This window comes from Streptomyces sp. NPDC049687 (genome assembly GCF_044465285.1).
In the GTDB taxonomy this organism is placed as follows: domain Bacteria; phylum Actinomycetota; class Actinomycetes; order Streptomycetales; family Streptomycetaceae; genus Streptomyces.
The window spans coordinates 297,787-315,290 of the sequence record NZ_JBITLN010000005.1 but is presented as its reverse complement, the minus strand read 5'-3'; the positions used below and the strand labels follow the sequence as shown (position 1 = coordinate 315,290).

Sequence of the window (17,504 nt, the reverse complement as noted above, 5' to 3'; positions counted from 1 at the left end):
GGCCTTTTCCTCATCTTCGCCCGACAAGTACGGGAATGCTCCGCCCGATATGTCTATGGTCTGCCAATCGGGTAACGGTGCGGCCGGCATGTGGCCTGGAGAGAGGAACGGCATGGGTCGAGCAGTGGTGCTCTTCGCCGCGGGATCCCGGGGCGACGTCCAGCCCTGCCTGGCGCTGGGCCGGGCGCTGGCCCGTCGCGGAGACACGGTGAGGGTCCTCGCCAGCAGGCGCTACGAGCATCTGATCGCCGAGGCGGGCCTGGATCTCCATCCCCTTCCGGCCGACCCCGTGGAGATCATCGAGTCCGCCGAGGGGCAGGAACTCCTCGCCGGCCCCCGCAACCCGGTGGCGTTCGTCCGCCGGATGGACCGGGTCCTGCGACCCCGCATCATGCCGATGCTGGAGGAGACCCAGGCCGGAGCGAAGGGGGCCGACCTGGTCCTGGCGCCCACCCTCGGCTTCCTCGGCGTCCATCTGAGCCAGTACCTCGGCGTCCCGCACGCCGTGATCCACTTCCAGCCGAGCCAGCCCACGACGGCCTTTCCGCACCCCCTCGCACCGGCCGCCCGCACGCTGGGGGCCCTGGGCAACCGGCTCAGTTTCGGCGCGGTCGACCTCGCGTCCTGGATGCTGTGCCGGAGATTCGTCAACACCTGGCGACGGGAGAACCTCGGCCTCCCGGAGCTGTCCCCGGCGGCTCCCTTCCGGTACGTCCGCCACGCGCCCGTGCTCTGCGCGTTCAGCCCCACGGTCGTGCCGCGGCCGTCCGACTGGGGACCGAACGTCCACGTGACCGGCTTCTGGCACCACGACCAGCCGATGTGGAAACCCCCACGGCGACTGCTCGATTTCCTGGCGGGCGGGCCCCCGCCCGTCTACGTCGGCTTCGGCAGCATGCGGACCGCCGACCCCCGGGCCACCGACACGCTGGTGCGGACGGCGCTGCGCCGCGCGAACCTGCGCGGTGTACTGCCCGGAGACCCCGCCACCAGCGAGGAAGGCCTCCTCGTCGTCGACGACACCCCCCACGACTGGCTGTTTCCCAGGATGGCTGCCGTCGTCCACCACGGCGGGGCCGGCACGACGGCCTCGGCGCTGCGTGCCGGACGACCGTCCCTCGTCTGCCCGTTCTTCGGTGACCAGCCCTACTGGGCCGCCCGGGTACGGGCGCTCGGCACGGGACCGGAGCCTCTGCCGGCCCGCGATCTCACCGTCCCCGCCCTCGTCCGGCGCCTGCACGACCTCACCCGACACGCCCCCTACACCGAGGCCGCGCGCCGGATCGGCCGGGCCCTGGAAGCCGAGAACGGCACCGACCGGGCATGCCGTGTCCTGGACCGGTACGAGGTCCGTTCCGGGTGATCAGTGTGTGCCCGAACGAGCCCGCTGCCGTGCCCAGAGCCACTTCTGGATCAGCAGCGTCAGGGTGCCGGCCAGGATGATGCCCAGCAGGTTCAGGAGCAGCTGTTCCGACGAGCGCAGCGTCTGGTTGCTGTCGCCGTAGATCAGGGCCACGGAGGCGTTGGCGGCGGCCGGGACGGTGGTCACCGAGATGGCGACGCCCACCAGCGCCCCCGACTTCGCGGACGTGAGGGAGAGCATGCCGGCGGCTCCGGCCAGGACCGCCACGACGAAGGAGAACCAGTCCGGGGCGTAGATGAAGCCCGTGTTCGGGCGGTCGGCCTCCAGCTGTTCCTTGGTGAAGAGGCCGACGCCGTCCATGAAGAGGCTGAAGCAGGCCGTCAGCGCCATCGCCGCCGCGAAACCCACCAGCAGGGCGACGAGGGAGCGCAGCGCCAGCCGGGGCGCCCGCTGCACGAGCGCCGTGCAGACCCCGGCGAGGGGGCCGAACTCGGGGCCCACCGCCATCGCGCCGACGATCAGGATCGCGTTGTCCAGGACCACGCCGCAGGCCGCGATCATCGTGGCCAGGGCGATGAAGGCGAGGTAGGTGACGGAGAGGGTGGACTCCTCGTGGGTGGCGTCCGTGAGGTGCTCCCACAGGACCGCGTCCGCGCCCTCGCCCGGTGCCTCCGCCTCGGCCTTGTCGGCGCGCCTGGACAGGGACAGGTCGATGTTCTCGACGGCGATGGAGCCGGTGCGGTCGAGACCCAACTCCTGTAGTCCCGTCAGGAGTTCGTCGCCGGCCTCGCGGGCCACGTCGCACAGGACGACGTCTCCGGCGGGGTTGCGGGCGGCGCCCGGAAGTATGACGAGGTGTGTGGTGCCGACCGTCTTTTCGATCAGGCGGACCACGTCGTCGGTCCTGTCGGACGGCGCGATCAGGCGCAGGTGCAGCATGGGGAGAGGCTAGCGGTCACAGTTTGCGCAGGCGCAGGCGCTGCACCTTGTGGTCGGGCCCCTTGCGGACGACGAGGGTGGCGCGGCCGCGGGTCGGGGCGATGTTCTCCACCAGGTTCGGCCTGTTGATCGTCCGCCACTGGGTGCGGGCGTAGTCCAGGGCCTCCTCCTCGGAGACCTGGGTGTACTTGCGGAAGTACGAGTCCGGGTTCTGGAAGGCCGTCTGGCGGAGTTTCTTGAAGCGGCTGAGGTACCAGTGCTCGATGTCCTCGGTGCTCGCGTCGACGTACACGCTGAAGTCGAAGTAGTCGGCGAGGCCGACGCGGGTGCGGCCGTCCTTGCCGGGCAGCGCGGGCTGGAGGACGTTCAGGCCCTCGACGATCAGGATGTCGGGGCGGCGGACCGTGAGCCGTCGGTCGGGGACGATGTCGTAGATCAGGTGGGAGTAGACGGGGGCCGTCACTTCGTCCTTGCCCGCCTTGATGTCCGCCACGAAGCGGGTCAGGGCCCGGCGGTCGTAGGACTCGGGGAAACCTTTCCGCGACATCAGGCCGCGGGCTTCCAGTTCTCTGGTGGGCAGGAGGAAGCCGTCGGTGGTCACCAGCTCCACGCGGGGGTGTTCCGGCCAGCGGGAGAGCAGGGCCTGGAGGAGGCGGGCGACCGTCGACTTGCCCACGGCCACCGAGCCGGCGACCCCTATGACGAAGGGGGTGCCGGACTGGGAGCCCTGCTCACCCAGGAAGGTGTTCAGGGCGCCGCGCAGGCCGTCGGTGGCACCGACGTACAGATTGAGCAGCCGGGACAGCGGGAGGTAGATGTCCCGCACCTCGTCGAGGTCGATGACATCGCCCAGGCCGCGCAGCTTCTCGACCTCCTCGGCGGTCAGCGGCAGCGGCGTCTTGTCGCGCAGCGCGCTCCACTCGCGGCGGGTGAGATCGACGTAGGGAGTCGCCTCCGGCCTGGGCCGGTGGGCGCTCCGGGGTATCGAGGAGACCGGTGAGATCACAGTCCATTGTTAACGGAGTTTGAACGGGGCGGCGGGGTGGGGTGCGTCACGCAGGACGTCTGCCGCATGCCCCGAACAGGTATCTGACAGGGCGCCAGTCGCATGATCCACGGGGTCTCAGACCACGGCGAGCCGGTCCACCAGCAGTTCCACCCTCCACTCGGTGTGTTCCGGCGGCAGCCGTCCCGCCCGGGTCAGGGTGGCCAGCCCGTGCAGGGCGGCCCAGAACACCTCGGTGAACAGTCCCGGGTGGACGCCGTCCCCGGCCACCTCGCCGAGAGTCTCCAGCAGGGCGGCGAAGGCGTCCTTCAGTGGCGCAGGGGTGTCCTCCTGCGCGAACGCCAGGCCGCCGTCGAGCTGGAACATGGCGTCGTAGACCGCCGGGTTGCGCTCGGCGAAGTCGAGGTAGGTGCGGGCGAGGGCGGTGACCCGGGCGCGAGGGCCGTCCGCGGCGGAGGTCGCGGCCCGCAGCGCCGCGGCCATCTCAGAGGCACCCTCGAGGGCGACGGCGCCGATGATCTCGCGCTTGCCGCGGAAGTGGCTGTAGAGGACGGGCTGGCTGTATTCGATGCGCTCGGCGAGCCGGCGGGTGGTGACCGCGTCCCAGCCCTGCTGCTCGGCGAGTTCGCGGGCCGTCGCCACGATGAGGCGCTCGCGGCCCGCCCGTTCGCGCTCCTTGCGTTCCTGTACCGACATGAGTCGATCCTAGCACCGCTAGACAATCGAGCGACAGCAGCGCTAGCGTTGCCTCATCAGCTAGCAACGCTAGATCCCTGGAGGGGTCGTCATGCTCAACGCACTCGAGGTCTTCACCACCGTGGTCGTCGGCCTGATGGTGGGGGTGGAGTTCTCCGTCGCCTTCGTCATGAACCCGATCTTCGATGCGCTCCCTGAGGACAGCGGCCAGCTCGGCCGCAGCCACGGGGGCCGGATGCTCGGCGCCGTGATGCCGTTCTGGTACATCGGCTCGCTCGTCCTGAGCGCGGTCTGGGCCGTCGCCGGATGGCACCACCAGGGCACCGGCCTCGTCGTCACCGCCGCCGCACTGCTGATCCTCAGCGTGATCATGTCGATCCTGCTGCTCGTCCCGATCAACAACCGGGGCAAGACGTGGACCCCCGAGAACCGGCCCGAGGACTGGAAGGAGCAGATGAACCGCTGGAACCGCTTCCACTACGTCCGCGTCGCGATCATCATCGCCGCCTTCGCCCTGCTGGTCGCCGCCCTCGCCTGAGCCCGCGGGCCGAAGCTTCCCCGGGGCTGCTGAGCATCCGCCGAGTTGCTCGTACCCCCGTGGGAATTTCCGAAATCGGGCACGCGGAGGCTCTTTCTGGTGGAGGTTCGGTCGTAGGCTGCCGGGCATGTGCGGAATCGTGGGATACGTGGGGTCTCAGTCGGCGCTCGAGGTCGTGATGGCCGGGCTGAAGCGGCTGGAGTACCGGGGATACGACTCGGCCGGTGTCGCCGTGCTCGCCGACGGGGGGCTGGCCGCCGCCAAGAAGGCCGGCAAGCTCGTCAATCTGGAGAAGGAGCTGGGCGGGCGACCGCTGCCCACCGGGACGACCGGGATCGGGCACACACGGTGGGCCACGCACGGCGGGCCGACCGACGCCAACGCCCACCCCCATCTCGACAACGCCGGGCGCGTCGCCGTCGTGCACAACGGGATCATCGAGAACTTCGCCGCCCTGCGGGCCGAGCTGGCCGAGCGCGGGCACGAGCTGCTCTCCGAGACCGACACCGAGGTCGTGGCCCATCTGCTCGCCGAGGAGTTCTCCGGCACCGCCGACCTCGCCGAGGCCATGCGGCTGGTGTGCCGGCGCCTGGAGGGGGCGTTCACGCTGGTCGCCGTGCACGCCGACGAGCCGGACGTGGTGGTCGGCGCCCGGCGGAACTCGCCGCTCGTGGTCGGCGTGGGGCAGGGCGAGGCCTTCCTCGCCTCCGACGTCGCCGCCTTCATCGCGCACACCCGCTCCGCGATCGAGCTCGGCCAGGACCAGGTCGTCGAGCTGCGGCGGGACGGGGTCACGATCACCGGGTTCGACGGCCGTCCGGCGGAGGTGCGGTCGTACCACGTCGACTGGGACGCCTCCGCCGCGGAGAAGGGCGGCTACGACTACTTCATGCTCAAGGAGATCGCCGAGCAGCCGAAGGCCGTCGCCGACACCTTGCTGGGCCGGATCGACGGCTCCGGCTCACTGAAGCTCGACGAGGTGCGGATCCCTCCGGGGGTGCTGCGGGAGGTCGACAAGGTCGTCGTCGTCGCCTGCGGTACGGCCTTCCACGCCGGGCTCATCGCCAAGTACGCCATCGAGCACTGGACGCGCATCCCCTGCGAGGTCGAGCTCGCCAGTGAGTTCCGCTACCGGGATCCGATCCTCGACTCCCGGACCCTCGTCATCGCGATCTCCCAGTCCGGCGAGACCATGGACACGCTCATGGCCCTCCGGCACGCCCGTGAGCAGGGCTCCCGGGTGCTCGCCATCTGCAACACCAACGGCTCGACCATCCCCCGGGAGTCGGACGCGGTGCTCTACACCCACGCCGGGCCCGAGGTCGCCGTCGCGTCCACCAAGGCGTTCCTCACGCAGTTGGTCGCCTGTTATCTGGTGGCCCTCTATCTCGGGCAGGTGCGCGGCACCAAGTACGCGGACGAGATCAGGGCCGTCATCCGCGACCTCGCGCATGTCTCCGGCGCGGTCGAGCGGGTGCTGGGGACCATGGAGCCGGTAAGGGAGCTGGCGCGGTCGCTCGCCGACAAGAAGACGGTGCTGTTCCTGGGGCGGCACGTCGGGTATCCCGTGGCCCTGGAGGGTGCGCTCAAACTGAAGGAGCTCGCCTACATGCACGCCGAGGGGTTCGCGGCCGGTGAGCTGAAGCACGGGCCGATCGCCCTCGTCGAGGAGGATCTGCCGGTGGTCGTGGTCGTTCCCTCGCCCCGGGGGCGGTCCGTCCTCCACGACAAGATCGTGTCCAACATCCAGGAGATCCGGGCCCGGGGCGCGCGGACCATCGTCATCGCGGAGGAGGGGGACGAGGCGGTCGTTCCGTACGCCGACCACCTCGTACGGATCCCTGCGACGCCTACGCTTCTGCAGCCGCTGGTGGCCACGGTGCCGTTGCAGGTGTTCGCCTGTGAGCTGGCCACCGCCCGGGGCAACGAGGTGGATCAGCCGCGCAATCTAGCGAAGTCCGTCACCGTGGAGTAGCGCCGCCAGGAAGGCGTCGAAGGCCTCGGCCGGGAAGGTGAGGGTTGCCCTGGCCGGGGCTTTTGTGTCGCGGACGGCAACCTGGGTGGGGGTGTTCGCGATCTCCAGGCAGTCGTTGCCGTCCCCGCCGCCGGAGTAGGACGACTTCCGCCAGTTGTCCATGGGATGCCTCACAACTCTTTCGCCAGCTTGTGGATGAGTTCACGCGACTGTTGGGGGCTGAGTGACGCCGCCTCTACTCTACGGAAGCCCGTTCGGGAAGCGCTGAGTTGAGCCTCTGAGTCGATGAGGACCGTGCCGAGTGGTGTGTCCCGTACGACTGTGTCCAGCTTGGGTACGGGACCACCCACGTAGGACATGGAGTTTCCGGCTCGGGTGAAGCCGTCCAAGTCGAAGGGGATGACCCGTACCGTCATGTGATCGGCTTCGGAGACTTCCAGAATGCGGTCCAGCTGGGCTCGTGCCACGGCGCGGTCGCTGACTCTGATCCGAAGCGCCGCCTCATGGATCACCACTTCGTACGGGATGGTGATTTCCTGGCGCGCCAAGCGGTGCCGGACGCGCAACTCGATTTCTTCTTCGGTCAGTTCGGGGATCCTGTCGGAGAACACGGCCCGGGCGTAGTCCTTCGTCTGTAGCAGGCCTGGCACGTACAGGATGGCAACCTCATTCCGGAACGTGGAGTGATGATCAAGCTCGGAAAGGTCCAGGAACGACGTGGGCAGCAGGCCCCGAAACTCCTCCCACCAGCCGCGTGTCCGGTCGATGGCCATCGACACCAGGGCGTCAATGAACTCGCTGTCCGTACAGGCGTAATGGGATGCGAGGCGGCGTAGCCGTTGCTCGCTCACGCCCGTGAGGCCGGATTCGATGTGGCTGATCTGGACGCGGCCCACGCCAAGCAGTGCTGCTGCCTCGGTGGCGCTGAGTCCCGCTGCCTCACGGAGCCTGCGCAGTTCGGTCGCCAGGCGCAGCTGACGTGCCGTTGGTTCGCGCCTCAGAACCATCAGTTGCTCCTCCTCGTTCGGGTCCAGATTAAGGGATCGGCTTGCTTGGGATGACAAGTTATCCCTACGGTTGGTGATGCGACGAACACGCTGCGGAAGCGCACCGCCCCGTCCTGCCATGACGGCTGCGGCAATGACACCGCGCGCGGAAACCCACCCCCACCGAACGGAGCTGACGTATGCCCGACTCCTGGGACTACTCCCTCTACATCCCCAACGACCCCCGCGCCGTCACCGTCTCCCGCCACACCCTTCGAGTGATCCTCACCCTCCACGGCCTCACCGGCCTGCTCGACAACGCCGAACTCCTCGCCACCGAGCTGGTCTCCAACGCCGTACGACATCAAAAGGGCCCCGCCGCCCTGCGGGTGCGCTGGAAGGAAGGCGTCTTGCAGATCGGGGCGTGGGACGCGGACCCCGAGCCGCCGGAACCGCCCGCGCGGTTCGAGGAGTTGGGGGACGACGCCGAGGAGGGGCGCGGGCTCGCCATCATCCGGGCCTGCTCCGACCTGTGGCACTGGCAGCCGATGGCCAGATTCGGGAGCCGGGGCAAGTACGTGTGGTGCGAACTGAACGCGGCGGCGTGAACGGAGATCGCGCACATGGTCACCCCGTCTTCGAGGCGCTGGGGCTTCCGCCGCCTGTGGAGGCGGCCATCGCGGCCCAGGCCAGGAAGGCGCCTGACAAGGAGGTCGCGCGGCAACCGGCGCTCGCGACGCTCAGCGTCATCGCGCACAGCGAGAGGTCGTTCGACAAGGACACGGCGAAGTACTGGTCAGAGCTGGTGGAGATCGGTCTGGAGGACACTCCGGCCCGCGAGACGTGGAGGGAACTGGAGAAGATGGTCATCACTTACTTCCCCGGCCGGAGCACGGTCTTCGAAGAGGCCTATCTGGACGGCGAGGCGAAGGGTGAGGCGAGGGGCGAGGCGAGGGGGAAGGCGGAAGGTGTCCTGAAGGTCCTGGAAGTGCGTGGTGTTCCCGTCTCCGACAGCCTGCGCGAGCGCATCACCGCGTGCACCGATCTCGCCCTGCTCGACGACCTGCTCGGCCGGGCCGTGACCGCCGGGTGCGCGGAGGAGCTCTTCCAGGAGGACGACGAGGGCAGGTGCGACACGGCGCCGGACCTGCCCTGAGCGGTCGTCAGCCCCGTCTGCGGCGGCGGGCCCGGTACAGGGCCACCGTCACGGCCACCAGGGGCAGCCACATGATCCATACGCCCGTCACCGCGTCCCACTCGGGGTTCTCGGCGCCTGCCTCGTCGGCCGTGATGACGGCGCAGAGCAGGCCCCAGACGGCGGTCAGCAGGCCGACGGTCCACAGGGCGAGCGTCCAGCCCCAGGTGGACTTGCCGGTGCCGGTGTTTCCGTTCCTCCGGCCGCCGCTCGTCTCCCGCTCGCGTGGGTGCGGGATGCGGTCGGGGTCGCGGGCGGGCATGGGGACCGCCGCCTGCCGGGGCACGGCCGCGTCCAGGGCGGCTATGCGCTCGGGTGTGATGCCTCGGTAGAGGGTCGGTTCGACCGTCACCGAGAAGCCGTCGTGGCCGGTGAGGACGCGGGCGCCGTCGGGACGGGTGGTCATGGCGGCCGTCGCGTCGAAGCGGACGGTGACCGGGCCGCGCGGGGTCAGGAGGCTGACTCCCTCCGTGCCGATCACGAGGGTGACGTCGTCGTTCTCGAGGGACTGGTGGCGGGTGCCGGTGACCGACGTCTGCGAGTACTGGGGCGCCAGGGTGAGGCCCGCCCAGTCGACGCCCCGGCCCGGCACCTGGAGCAGCGCGCCGTCCCAGGCCTCGCGGGCGACCGCGCGCAGGTCGGCGACCGTGACCGCGTTCAGCTCGGCGCGGTGCTGGTCGGGGCTGAGGATGCGGTGGCCGAGGAGAAGGCTCAGCGCGTACGAGGGGAGCGAGGCGGCACCCAGGTCGGGGACGTCGTACATCTTGAGGAGCTTGCCGCGCACGGAGTCCAGTTCGGACTGCTCGATGCGGCCCGCGCGCAGGCGGGCCAGGGTGTCGATGAAGCCGCCGACCACCGCGTCCTGCTTCTGCGGGAGCGAGTCGGCGTACGCCGTGAGGGTGGCGAAGTCGGCGTCGCGGGGGCTGTAGTCGGCCTCCGCCGAGTAGGAGTAGCCGCCCTCCTGGCGCAGGTCCTGGAAGAGGGCCCGGCCGAGGACGTCCGCGAAGACGGAGGCGGCGGTGGAGCGGCGTACGACGGAGGTCATCACGACGTGTCCGTCGTCGCCGTGGATGTAGGCGGGGGTGACCGGAAGGGCGCTGGTCGGCGCGGGGGCCGGCAGGCGGGAGCCCGTGGGGAGGGTGAGGTCCAGGCCGGCGGGCACCTGGTCGCTGGTGATCCAGAGGACCGCGTTGTCGCGGGTGAAGCGGGTCTGCGCCCAGTGGCGGACCTGGTCCGGGGTCAGGTTCCAGGTGCCCAGTTCGTTGTAGCTGGACAGGCCGTAGCTCTGGGCGCCGTAGCGCCACAGCGGCATCTGGTGGGCCGGGCCGCCGCCCCGGCCGGCCGCCTCCGTGCGGAGGATCTCCTTCTCCGTCTCCAGCCGGTCCATGGGGAGGTCGCCCCGCAGGGCCTCGCACACGCTGTTGAGGTACCTGACGACCTCCTCCTCGCTGCCGGTGACGTGGAAGAGCGTGTACGCGTTCGCCGTCGCGCCGTTGTAGTGCAGGTCGGACAGGCCGAGGCGGTGCAGGGCCAGGTGTTCGACGAGGTGGGTGATGCCGGCGGTGGCCAGGGTCTCGTCGGCGCGGCCCACCCGGAAGAAGAGGCCGGCGGTGATCTCGTTGGCGGAGGTCGCGGCGTGGAGGGTGGGGATGCCCTGGGTGCTGGTGTGGGAGACCAGGCCGGCGAGGGTGTGCAGTTCGGTCGTCATCGGTCTCAGGCCCCCAGCGCGGACTTGCGGTACTTCAGGAACGTGGCCTTCGGGTCGCTCGTGTACTGCCACGGGAACTCGGAGGCGCGGTCGCCGAGGAAGGCGAAGTGCGGGGCCGCGTCCTCGAAGTGGCCGCCGACCGAGAAGGCGAACGCGAACGCGCTGTGCGCGCCGATCGAGTTCCAGTCGGGGCGGTGGTCCCGGTGCAGCACCGAGACCTGGGCGGCGAAGCGCAGGTCGTCGCGGACCGGCAGGCCCCGCATGTAGGCGGTGCGCTCGGGGCTGCCCAGGTCGAGCCACTGCTCGATGTGGGCGAGGGCGACCAGGGCGCCGGAGTTCGCGCCGTCCGGGGCCGCGGCGGCGCACTCACGGGCGAAGGCGAGCGCCGCGTCGTGGGAACCGCCCCACTTGCGGCAGACCTGCTGGAGGAGCTGCGTCTGCGCGCGGTAGTGGTGCGGGTGGTGGGCGGACAGGCGGTCGTAGCGGCGGCGGGCCTCCGCCTGGCCCAGCTCCAGACCGCGAGCGGTCATGAGACGGGCGGTCCAGGCGGGTGCGTACGCCGGCTGCTCGGCGCAGACCTCGATCAGGATCTGTTCGGCCCTGCGCAGCCAGGAGTGGAACTGGTCGAACTGGTCCCGCGAGACGTGCGTCGCGCGGGCGCCGCTGCGGATGTCCCAGCCGATGTAGACGTAGCGCTCGGCGAGCAGGGTGCGGGGGAGGGGGTCGCCGGGGAGGGCGGCGGCGGCCGGCTCCAGGAAGGTCTCCACGCCGGGGATGTCGGCGAGGATCGCTGAGGCCGAGGAGAGCCTGTCGACCGAGTCCAGGCCTGCCAGGTAGGCCCGTACGGCGGGCCAGTCGCCCGCCTGGGCGGCCGTACGCAGGGGAATCAGTTCGGGTGTGTTGTCGAACGGGTCGAAGGTCGGCCCGTTCGAGGGTATGGCTCTGCCGGTACTGCTCATCTCTCCGCCCCCTGGTGGTGATCAAGTCGCCGCAGGCTAGCAGTCGGGTGTGACAACGAGAGAGGGGTGGCCCGGGTCGTAGGGTGCTCGGCATGAGCATCATCGGGGTCGGTATCGACGTGGCGGAGATCGAACGGTTCGCGGCGTCGCTGGAGCGCACGCCCGCGCTCGCCCAACGGTTGTTCGTCGAGAGTGAGTTGCAGCTGCCGAGCGGGGAGCGGCGGGGGGTCGCCTCGCTGGCGGTGCGGTTCGCGGCGAAGGAGGCCTTGGCCAAGGCGCTGGGGGCGCCGCCGGGGCTGCTGTGGACCGACGCGGAGGTGTTCGTGGAGGCGAGCGGGCAGCCCCGGCTGCGGGTGCGGGGGAGTGTGGCGGCGCGGGCGGCCGAACTGGGAGTCCAGGCCTGGCATGTGTCGCTGAGTCATGACGCGGGGGTGGCTTCGGCGGTGGTCATCGCCGAAGGGTGAGAGTGCTCTGCGCACCCTGGCGGTGCGCGCTCGACGCGGCTGGTCACGCCCACGCGGCGGAGCCGCATGCCGGCAGCTGTTCCCGAGCCCCTTCAGGGCGTTGGTGTGAGACTTGGCCTCATGCGTACTGCCTTCTGTGTGGAAACGGTTCGGGGTGCTGAGCGGGAGCTGATGGCTCGCCTTCCGGAAGGGGCGCTCATGCAGCGGGCCGCCGCCGGGCTCGCCGTCGCCTGTGCGGAGCTGCTGGGGCGGGTGTACGGGCGGCGGGTCGTGTTGCTGGTGGGGAGTGGGGACAACGGAGGGGACGCCCTGTACGCCGGGGCCCGGTTGGCCCGGCGGGGGGCGGGGGTGAGCGCTGTGCTGCTGACGCCCGAGCGCACCCACACCGGCGGTCTCGCGGCCCTGCGGCGGGCGGGGGGAGTGGTCGTGGGGACCGGTGCCGCCGAGGAGCTCGTCGAGCGGGCGGACCTCGTCGTCGACGGCATCGTGGGGATCGGTGGCAAGGGCGGGCTGCGGCCCGACGCCGTGCCGCTGGCCGCCGCCGCCGAGCGGTCCCGGGCCGCCGTCGTCGCCGTGGATCTGCCGAGCGGGGTCGAGGCGGACAGCGGGGAGGTGCGGGGGGCTGCCGTACGGGCCGATCTGACCGTCACCTTCGGCACGCACAAGCCCGGGTTGCTGATCGATCCCGCGCGCGAGTACGCGGGGATCGTGCGGTTCGTCGACATGGGGCTGGGGGATGTGCTGCCCGGCGAGGCCGAACTGCAGGCGTTGCAGCACGCGGATGTCGCCGGCTTGTTGCCGGTGCCCGGGGGCGAGAGCGACAAGTACCGGCGGGGAGTGGTGGGGATCGCCGCCGGGTCCTCGCGGTATCCGGGGGCGGCCGTGCTGGCCGTCGCCGGGGCGCTGCGGGGTGGGGCGGGGGCCGTGCGGTACGTCGGGCCCGCGAGTCAGGCCGTGCTCGCCCGTTTCCCCGAGACGCTGGTGTCGGATCAGGGGCCCCGCAAAGCGGGGCGGGTGCAGGCCTGGGTGGTGGGGCCGGGGGCCGGGGACGACGCCGGGGCGGTGGCGGAGGTGTTGGGGACGGACGTACCGGTGCTGCTCGACGCGGACGGGTTGCGGCTCGCGGAGCGGGACGTCGTGCGGGGGCGGGAGGCGCCGACGCTGATGACTCCGCACGCCGGTGAGGCGGCCGCGCTGCTCGGGGTGACGCGGGAGGAGGTCGAGGGGGCGCGGCTGGCCTCGGTGCGGGAACTCGCGGCGCGGTACGGGGCGACCGTGCTGCTCAAGGGGTCGACGACGCTGGTCGCGGGGGCCGAGGGGGGGCCGGTGCGGGTGAACCCGACCGGGACGCCCTGGCTCGCCACCGCCGGAAGCGGGGACGTGCTCTCGGGCCTCGCGGGATCCCTGCTGGCCGCCGGGCTGAGCGCGCTCGACGCGGGGAGCGTCGGGGCGTATCTGCACGGGCTGGCGGGGCGGTTCGCGGCGCGGGGCGCGCCGGTGGGGGCGCATGACGTGGCGGAGGCGATCCCGGCGGCGTGGCGGGACGTGCGGGGCTGAGCCTCACCGACGGGCGTCGGCCGGTGCCTCGTCGGAACGGGTGACCCCTTCGCGTGGCAGCCCGGTGGCCCAGGTCCCTCGCGTTTGGCTGATCACATGATGAGCAGACGTATCGCCTTTCCTGCCCTCGGCCTCCTGCTCGCCTCCGCCGCCCTTCTGACCGGCGGAGGCGTCGGTGTCGCCTCCGGTTCTCCCGCGCCGCCCCCGCCCGGCGGTGAGTTGGTGCCGGGGGTGCCGCCCGGCCCCCGTCAGACCTGGCAGATCGACACGCCGGACCAGGCGCTCGTACCGCGCGTGTACCGGCCGACCGCCGCCGAGGACGCCGTGGAGCCGAAGGAAGCACCGGACGGGACGTACGCGCTCGTCGAGTACGTGCCGCTGGGGGAGGTGGCGGCCCGGGTGGCGTGCACCAAGTCGACCGGGCCCTATCAGCGGGCCGTCGAACGGTGGCTGAAGCTGACGGTGGACGGGAAGCAGTCCGCCGCCGACTGCAAGGCCGTTCAGGCGTTCCAGAAGAAGGAGGGGATCACGCCCGCCATCGGGTTCGCCGGGCCCGTCACCTGGGCCCGGATGCAGCTCATCTCGGCCGGGCCGCATCCCAACGCCGCGAAGATGTGTCCGGTCGGGAAGTACCGGGTCGCCTGTGTCGATCTCGACCGGCAACTCGTCTGGGTGCAGGAAGCGGAGAGGGTTCGCTTCGGGCCGGTCTCCGTGCGGACCGGGCGGGCCGCCCATCCGACGCGGTCCGGGTGGCACACCGTTTACTGGAAACACAAGAACCATGTGTCGACGCTGTACAACACCCCCATGCCGTACGCCCAGTTCTTCAGCGGCGGACAGGCCTTCCACGCCGTCTACGGCAGCATCCACACCACCGTCGGCTCCATGGGCTGTGTCAATCTCACGCTCGGTGACGCGCGCACGCTGTGGGATGTGCTGAAGAAGGGGGACCGGGTCTATGTGTGGGGGCACCGGCCCGGCACCTGAGGGGCCGGGCGAGCCCTCTGAGACACTGGGCGCGATGAGTGAGACTGCCATGCCGCCCGCCACCCCGCCGCGCGCCCGTGCCGAGATCGACCTGGCCGCGCTGCGGGCCAATGTGCGGACCCTGCGCGCCAAGGCGCCGGGGGCGGCGTTCATGGCCGTGGTCAAGGCGGACGGCTACGGTCACGGGGCGGTGGCGTGTGCCCGTGCCGCCGTCGAGGCCGGGGCCACCTGGATCGGGACCGCCACGCCCGAGGAGGCCCTCGCGCTGCGGGCCTCGGGCGGGCTGCCCGCGGACGTCAGGGTCATGTGCTGGCTGTGGACGCCCGGCGGGCCCTGGCGGGAGGCCGTCGAGGCCGGTCTCGACGTCTCCGTGAGCGGGATGTGGGCGCTGCGGGAACTCGTCGATGCCGCCCGGACCGCCGGACGCGTCGCGCGGGTGCAGCTCAAGGGCGACACCGGGCTCGGCCGGAACGGCTGTCAGCCGGGCGAGGACTGGGCCGAGCTCGTCGGTGAGGCGCTGCGGGCCGAGGCCGAGGGGCTCGTCCGGGTGACCGGGCTGTGGTCGCACTTCGCCCGCGCCGACGAGCCGGGGCATCCCTCCATCGCCGCCCAGCTCGGGCTCTTCCGCGAGATGGTCGCGTACGCCGAAGGGCGGGGCATCCAGCCCGAGGTGCGGCACATCGCCAACTCGCCCGCCACCCTCACCCTCCCCGAGACCCACTTCGACCTCGTCCGGCCGGGCATCGCCATGTACGGCGTCTCGCCCAGCCCCGCCCTCGGCTCCTCCGCCGACCTCGGGCTGCGCCCCGTGATGACGCTGACGGCCCCCCTGGCCCTGGTGAAGCACGTCCCGGGCGGCCATGGGGTGAGCTACGGCCACCACTACGTCACCCCCGGTGAGACCACCCTCGGCCTCGTCCCGCTCGGGTACGCGGACGGGGTGCCCCGGCATGCCTCCGGGAGCGGGCCGGTGCTGGTCGGCGGCAAGTGGCACACCGTCGCGGGGCGGATCGCGATGGACCAGTTCGTCGTGGACCTTGGGGGCGACGACCCCGGGGCCGGCGCGGAGGCGGTCCTCTTCGGGCCCGGCGACCGCGGAGAGCCCACCGCACAGGACTGGGCGCAGGCGGCCGGAACCATCGGGTACGAAATCGTCACGCGCATCGGACCGCGGGTTCCGCGCGTCTATCTGCATGCGTCCATGTAGACGCGGCCAGGTGAATGAGTGGCCGGACGGGTAACCCGTAGTCAGCGCATCAACACATCCACCCGGCGGCACCACCGGCGTCGGCCGAAGAGGAGCGGTACGTGAGCGAGAGCAGTGCGGAGGCAGTGGCGGAGGCCGCCTCGGCGGCCGTCGCCGTCGCCTCCGCCACGGGGGCGGCCGGGGGCTGGCGCCGGGCGACCGGTATCGCCGGCGCCGCGATAGGCGTCATCGCCGCGGGCGCCGCGGCGGGCGTGGCCCTGGAGCGGATGACCGTGGGGCGGGGCATGCGGGCGAAGGCCCGGCTCGCGCTCGACGCGGCGGGGCCGTACGGCTCCCTGCGCGGCACGCCCGAGAAGGCGTACGCCGACGACGGCACCGAGCTGTACTACGAGATCGACGACGTCGAGCCGCAGGGCGGCCCCGCGGGGCGTCGCCGGCGGCTTTTCGGACGCAAGGCGCCGCTTCCGGTGACCGTGGTGTTCAGCCACGGCTACTGCCTCACCCAGGACTCCTGGCACTTCCAGCGGGCGGCCCTGCGGGGCGTCGTACGGACCGTGCACTGGGACCAGCGCAGCCACGGGCGGTCCGCCCGCGGGGCGGCCCAGCTGCGGGACGGGGTGGCGCTCACCATCGACCAGCTGGGGCGGGACCTGAAGGCCGTCATCGACGCGGCCGCTCCCGAGGGGCCGATCGTGCTCGTCGGGCACTCCATGGGCGGGATGACGGTGATGGCGCTCGCCGCCCAGTACCCGGAGTTCATCCGGGAGCGGGTCGTCGCGACCGCCTTCGTGGGGACGTCCTCCGGGCGGCTCGGCGAGGTCAACTTCGGGCTTCCGGTCGCCGGCGTCAACGCCGTGCGGCGGGTGCTTCCCGGGGTGCTGAAGGCGCTCGGGCAGCAGGCCGCGCTGGTGGAGAAGGGGCGGCGGGCCACCGCCGATCTCTTCGCGGGGATCATCAAGCGGTACTCGTTCGCCTCGCGGGACGTGGATCCCGCGGTGGCGCGGTTCGCCGAGCGGATGATCGAGGGGACGCCGATCGACGTCGTCGCCGAGTTCTACCCGGCCTTCACCGATCACGACAAGACCGAGGCGCTCCCGCTCTTCAAGGACATGCCGGTGCTCGTGCTGGCCGGCATCGGCGACCTCGTCACGCCGAGCGAGCACAGCGAGGCCATCGCCGACCTGCTGCCGGACGCCGAGCTGGTCCTCGTACCGGACGCCGGGCACCTGGTGATGCTGGAACACCCGGAAGTGGTCACCGACCGCCTCGCCGACCTCCTCACCCGCGCGGGAGCCGTCCCGGCAGGGGCTACCGTGGGTGGCTATGGAAGCACCAGCAGCACCGCACAACCCGGCTGAGATCGAGCTGACCGTCAACTCCCCGGAGCAGATGCGCGAGTTGGGTCGCCGCCTGGCCAAGCTGCTGCGCGCCGGCGATCTCGTGATGCTGAGCGGGGAGCTCGGAGCGGGCAAGACGACGCTGACGCGCGGGCTCGGCGAGGGGCTCGGCGTCCGGGGTGCCGTCACCTCGCCGACCTTCGTGATCGCCCGTGTGCATCCCTCCCTCGGGGACGGTCCGCCGCTCGTCCACGTCGACGCGTACCGCCTGGGCGGCGGGCTCGACGAGATGGAGGACCTGGATCTCGACGTGTCGCTGCCCGAGTCCGTGATCGTCGTGGAGTGGGGCGAGGGGAAGGTCGAGGAGCTGACCGACGAGCGGCTCCAGGTCCGCATCCACCGCGCCGTCGGCGACACGACCGACGAGGTACGGCAGGTCACGGTCACGGGGCTCGGGGAGCGGTGGGCGGCGGCCGACCTCAGCGCGCTGGCGGCCTGACGCCTCGCGCGTCCGGCTCGTAAACGTTTCCGACAGGACGTCGGGAAAATCTTGCGTTCGGTACGTCGGGCGTGGTCACATGGTATCC

At 71.4% G+C, this 17,504-nt stretch carries 18 protein-coding genes; 11 read left to right on the top strand and 7 right to left on the bottom strand.

Annotated elements, in window-relative coordinates; translation table 11 throughout:
- Nucleotides 1-112: 112 nt before the first annotated feature.
- On the top strand, nt 113-1,363 hold the full coding sequence (locus ACIBVL_RS18445) for a glycosyltransferase (RefSeq protein WP_399098234.1): 1,251 nt from the start codon (nt 113-115) through the stop codon (nt 1,361-1,363).
- On the opposite strand, the gene ACIBVL_RS18440 is transcribed toward ACIBVL_RS18445, so the two are convergent.
- The 3 genes from ACIBVL_RS18440 to ACIBVL_RS18430 all read right to left on the bottom strand — a co-directional run bounded on the left by ACIBVL_RS18440 (nt 1,364) and on the right by ACIBVL_RS18430 (nt 4,004).
- Complete coding sequence (locus tag ACIBVL_RS18440) at nt 1,364-2,302, bottom strand: DUF389 domain-containing protein (RefSeq protein ID WP_399098233.1); 939 nt, start codon at nt 2,300-2,302, stop codon at nt 1,364-1,366.
- A 16-nt stretch (nt 2,303-2,318) separates the two neighbouring features.
- A complete protein-coding gene (gene coaA, locus ACIBVL_RS18435; protein ID WP_399098232.1) occupies nt 2,319-3,308 on the bottom strand; it encodes a type I pantothenate kinase in 990 nt (329 codons plus the stop codon).
- Between the two features lie 117 nt (nt 3,309-3,425).
- Complete coding sequence (locus ACIBVL_RS18430; RefSeq protein ID WP_399098230.1) at nt 3,426-4,004, bottom strand: TetR/AcrR family transcriptional regulator; 579 nt, start codon at nt 4,002-4,004, stop codon at nt 3,426-3,428.
- A gap of 91 nt (nt 4,005-4,095) precedes the next feature.
- On the opposite strand from ACIBVL_RS18430, the gene ACIBVL_RS18425 reads away from it, so the two are divergent.
- Both ACIBVL_RS18425 and glmS read left to right on the top strand, forming a co-directional pair.
- Nucleotides 4,096-4,542, top strand: a complete 447-nt coding sequence (locus tag ACIBVL_RS18425) for an anthrone oxygenase family protein (protein ID WP_399098229.1) — start codon at nt 4,096-4,098, stop codon at nt 4,540-4,542.
- A gap of 127 nt (nt 4,543-4,669) precedes the next feature.
- Nucleotides 4,670-6,517, top strand: a complete 1,848-nt coding sequence (glmS, locus tag ACIBVL_RS18420; RefSeq protein WP_399098228.1) for a glutamine--fructose-6-phosphate transaminase (isomerizing) — start codon at nt 4,670-4,672, stop codon at nt 6,515-6,517.
- Here glmS and ACIBVL_RS18415 read toward each other — a convergent pair.
- Both ACIBVL_RS18415 and ACIBVL_RS18410 read right to left on the bottom strand, forming a co-directional pair.
- Nucleotides 6,491-6,679, bottom strand: coding sequence for a DUF397 domain-containing protein (locus tag ACIBVL_RS18415; RefSeq protein ID WP_399098227.1), 189 nt, complete (start codon nt 6,677-6,679; stop codon nt 6,491-6,493). The two genes, glmS and ACIBVL_RS18415, sit on opposite strands and share 27 nt — an antisense overlap.
- Before the next feature lie 8 nt (nt 6,680-6,687).
- On the bottom strand, nt 6,688-7,524 hold the full coding sequence (locus ACIBVL_RS18410; RefSeq protein ID WP_399098226.1) for a helix-turn-helix domain-containing protein: 837 nt from the start codon (nt 7,522-7,524) through the stop codon (nt 6,688-6,690).
- Between the two features lie 179 nt (nt 7,525-7,703).
- Here ACIBVL_RS18410 and ACIBVL_RS18405 point away from each other — a divergent pair, with 179 nt between their 5' ends.
- Both ACIBVL_RS18405 and ACIBVL_RS18400 read left to right on the top strand, forming a co-directional pair.
- Nucleotides 7,704-8,111, top strand: coding sequence for an ATP-binding protein (locus ACIBVL_RS18405; RefSeq protein WP_399098225.1), 408 nt, complete (start codon nt 7,704-7,706; stop codon nt 8,109-8,111).
- Nucleotides 8,108-8,659 (top strand): hypothetical protein, encoded by a 552-nt coding sequence (locus tag ACIBVL_RS18400; protein ID WP_399098224.1) that lies wholly within the window; start codon nt 8,108-8,110, stop codon nt 8,657-8,659. The genes ACIBVL_RS18405 and ACIBVL_RS18400 overlap by 4 nt, the downstream gene beginning before the upstream one ends.
- Before the next feature lie 7 nt (nt 8,660-8,666).
- On the opposite strand, the gene ACIBVL_RS18395 is transcribed toward ACIBVL_RS18400, so the two are convergent.
- Together ACIBVL_RS18395 and ACIBVL_RS18390 are read right to left on the bottom strand one after the other, a co-directional pair.
- Nucleotides 8,667-10,406 (bottom strand): M16 family metallopeptidase, encoded by a 1,740-nt coding sequence (locus tag ACIBVL_RS18395; protein ID WP_399098223.1) that lies wholly within the window; start codon nt 10,404-10,406, stop codon nt 8,667-8,669.
- Nucleotides 10,407-10,411: 5 nt separating this feature from the next.
- On the bottom strand, nt 10,412-11,365 hold the full coding sequence (locus ACIBVL_RS18390) for a hypothetical protein (protein WP_399098222.1): 954 nt from the start codon (nt 11,363-11,365) through the stop codon (nt 10,412-10,414).
- Between the two features lie 92 nt (nt 11,366-11,457).
- Here ACIBVL_RS18390 and ACIBVL_RS18385 point away from each other — a divergent pair, with 92 nt between their 5' ends.
- The 6 genes from ACIBVL_RS18385 (at nt 11,458) to tsaE (ending at nt 17,416) form a co-directional block, all read left to right on the top strand.
- Nucleotides 11,458-11,829 (top strand): holo-ACP synthase, encoded by a 372-nt coding sequence (locus tag ACIBVL_RS18385; RefSeq protein WP_399098221.1) that lies wholly within the window; start codon nt 11,458-11,460, stop codon nt 11,827-11,829.
- A 120-nt stretch (nt 11,830-11,949) separates the two neighbouring features.
- Nucleotides 11,950-13,386, top strand: a complete 1,437-nt coding sequence (locus ACIBVL_RS18380; RefSeq protein ID WP_399098220.1) for an NAD(P)H-hydrate dehydratase — start codon at nt 11,950-11,952, stop codon at nt 13,384-13,386.
- Nucleotides 13,387-13,482: 96 nt separating this feature from the next.
- Nucleotides 13,483-14,373: a L,D-transpeptidase family protein gene (locus ACIBVL_RS18375; protein WP_399098219.1), complete on the top strand. Its 891-nt coding sequence runs from the start codon at nt 13,483-13,485 to the stop codon at nt 14,371-14,373.
- A gap of 34 nt (nt 14,374-14,407) precedes the next feature.
- Nucleotides 14,408-15,580 (top strand): alanine racemase, encoded by a 1,173-nt coding sequence (alr, locus tag ACIBVL_RS18370; protein WP_399098218.1) that lies wholly within the window; start codon nt 14,408-14,410, stop codon nt 15,578-15,580.
- Nucleotides 15,581-15,681: 101 nt separating this feature from the next.
- Complete coding sequence (locus ACIBVL_RS18365) at nt 15,682-16,938, top strand: alpha/beta fold hydrolase (RefSeq protein ID WP_399098217.1); 1,257 nt, start codon at nt 15,682-15,684, stop codon at nt 16,936-16,938.
- Nucleotides 16,904-17,416, top strand: coding sequence for a tRNA (adenosine(37)-N6)-threonylcarbamoyltransferase complex ATPase subunit type 1 TsaE (tsaE, locus tag ACIBVL_RS18360; protein WP_399098216.1), 513 nt, complete (start codon nt 16,904-16,906; stop codon nt 17,414-17,416). Before ACIBVL_RS18365 ends, tsaE begins: the two co-directional genes overlap by 35 nt.
- Nucleotides 17,417-17,504: the final 88 nt, after the last annotated feature.

Coding starts and splice junctions, on each gene's coding strand:
- ACIBVL_RS18445 (WP_399098234.1), top strand. CDS start 113: ATGGGTCGAGCAGTGGTGCTCTTCGCCGCGGGATCCCGGGGCGACGTC.
- ACIBVL_RS18440 (WP_399098233.1), bottom strand. CDS start 2,302: ATGCTGCACCTGCGCCTGATCGCGCCGTCCGACAGGACCGACGACGTG.
- ACIBVL_RS18430 (WP_399098230.1), bottom strand. CDS start 4,004: ATGTCGGTACAGGAACGCAAGGAGCGCGAACGGGCGGGCCGCGAGCGC.
- ACIBVL_RS18425 (WP_399098229.1), top strand. CDS start 4,096: ATGCTCAACGCACTCGAGGTCTTCACCACCGTGGTCGTCGGCCTGATG.
- glmS (WP_399098228.1), top strand. CDS start 4,670: ATGTGCGGAATCGTGGGATACGTGGGGTCTCAGTCGGCGCTCGAGGTC.
- ACIBVL_RS18415 (WP_399098227.1), bottom strand. CDS start 6,679: ATGGACAACTGGCGGAAGTCGTCCTACTCCGGCGGCGGGGACGGCAAC.
- ACIBVL_RS18410 (WP_399098226.1), bottom strand. CDS start 7,524: ATGGTTCTGAGGCGCGAACCAACGGCACGTCAGCTGCGCCTGGCGACC.
- ACIBVL_RS18405 (WP_399098225.1), top strand. CDS start 7,704: ATGCCCGACTCCTGGGACTACTCCCTCTACATCCCCAACGACCCCCGC.
- ACIBVL_RS18395 (WP_399098223.1), bottom strand. CDS start 10,406: ATGACGACCGAACTGCACACCCTCGCCGGCCTGGTCTCCCACACCAGC.
- ACIBVL_RS18390 (WP_399098222.1), bottom strand. CDS start 11,365: ATGAGCAGTACCGGCAGAGCCATACCCTCGAACGGGCCGACCTTCGAC.
- ACIBVL_RS18385 (WP_399098221.1), top strand. CDS start 11,458: ATGAGCATCATCGGGGTCGGTATCGACGTGGCGGAGATCGAACGGTTC.
- ACIBVL_RS18380 (WP_399098220.1), top strand. CDS start 11,950: ATGCGTACTGCCTTCTGTGTGGAAACGGTTCGGGGTGCTGAGCGGGAG.
- ACIBVL_RS18375 (WP_399098219.1), top strand. CDS start 13,483: ATGATGAGCAGACGTATCGCCTTTCCTGCCCTCGGCCTCCTGCTCGCC.
- alr (WP_399098218.1), top strand. CDS start 14,408: ATGAGTGAGACTGCCATGCCGCCCGCCACCCCGCCGCGCGCCCGTGCC.
- tsaE (WP_399098216.1), top strand. CDS start 16,904: ATGGAAGCACCAGCAGCACCGCACAACCCGGCTGAGATCGAGCTGACC.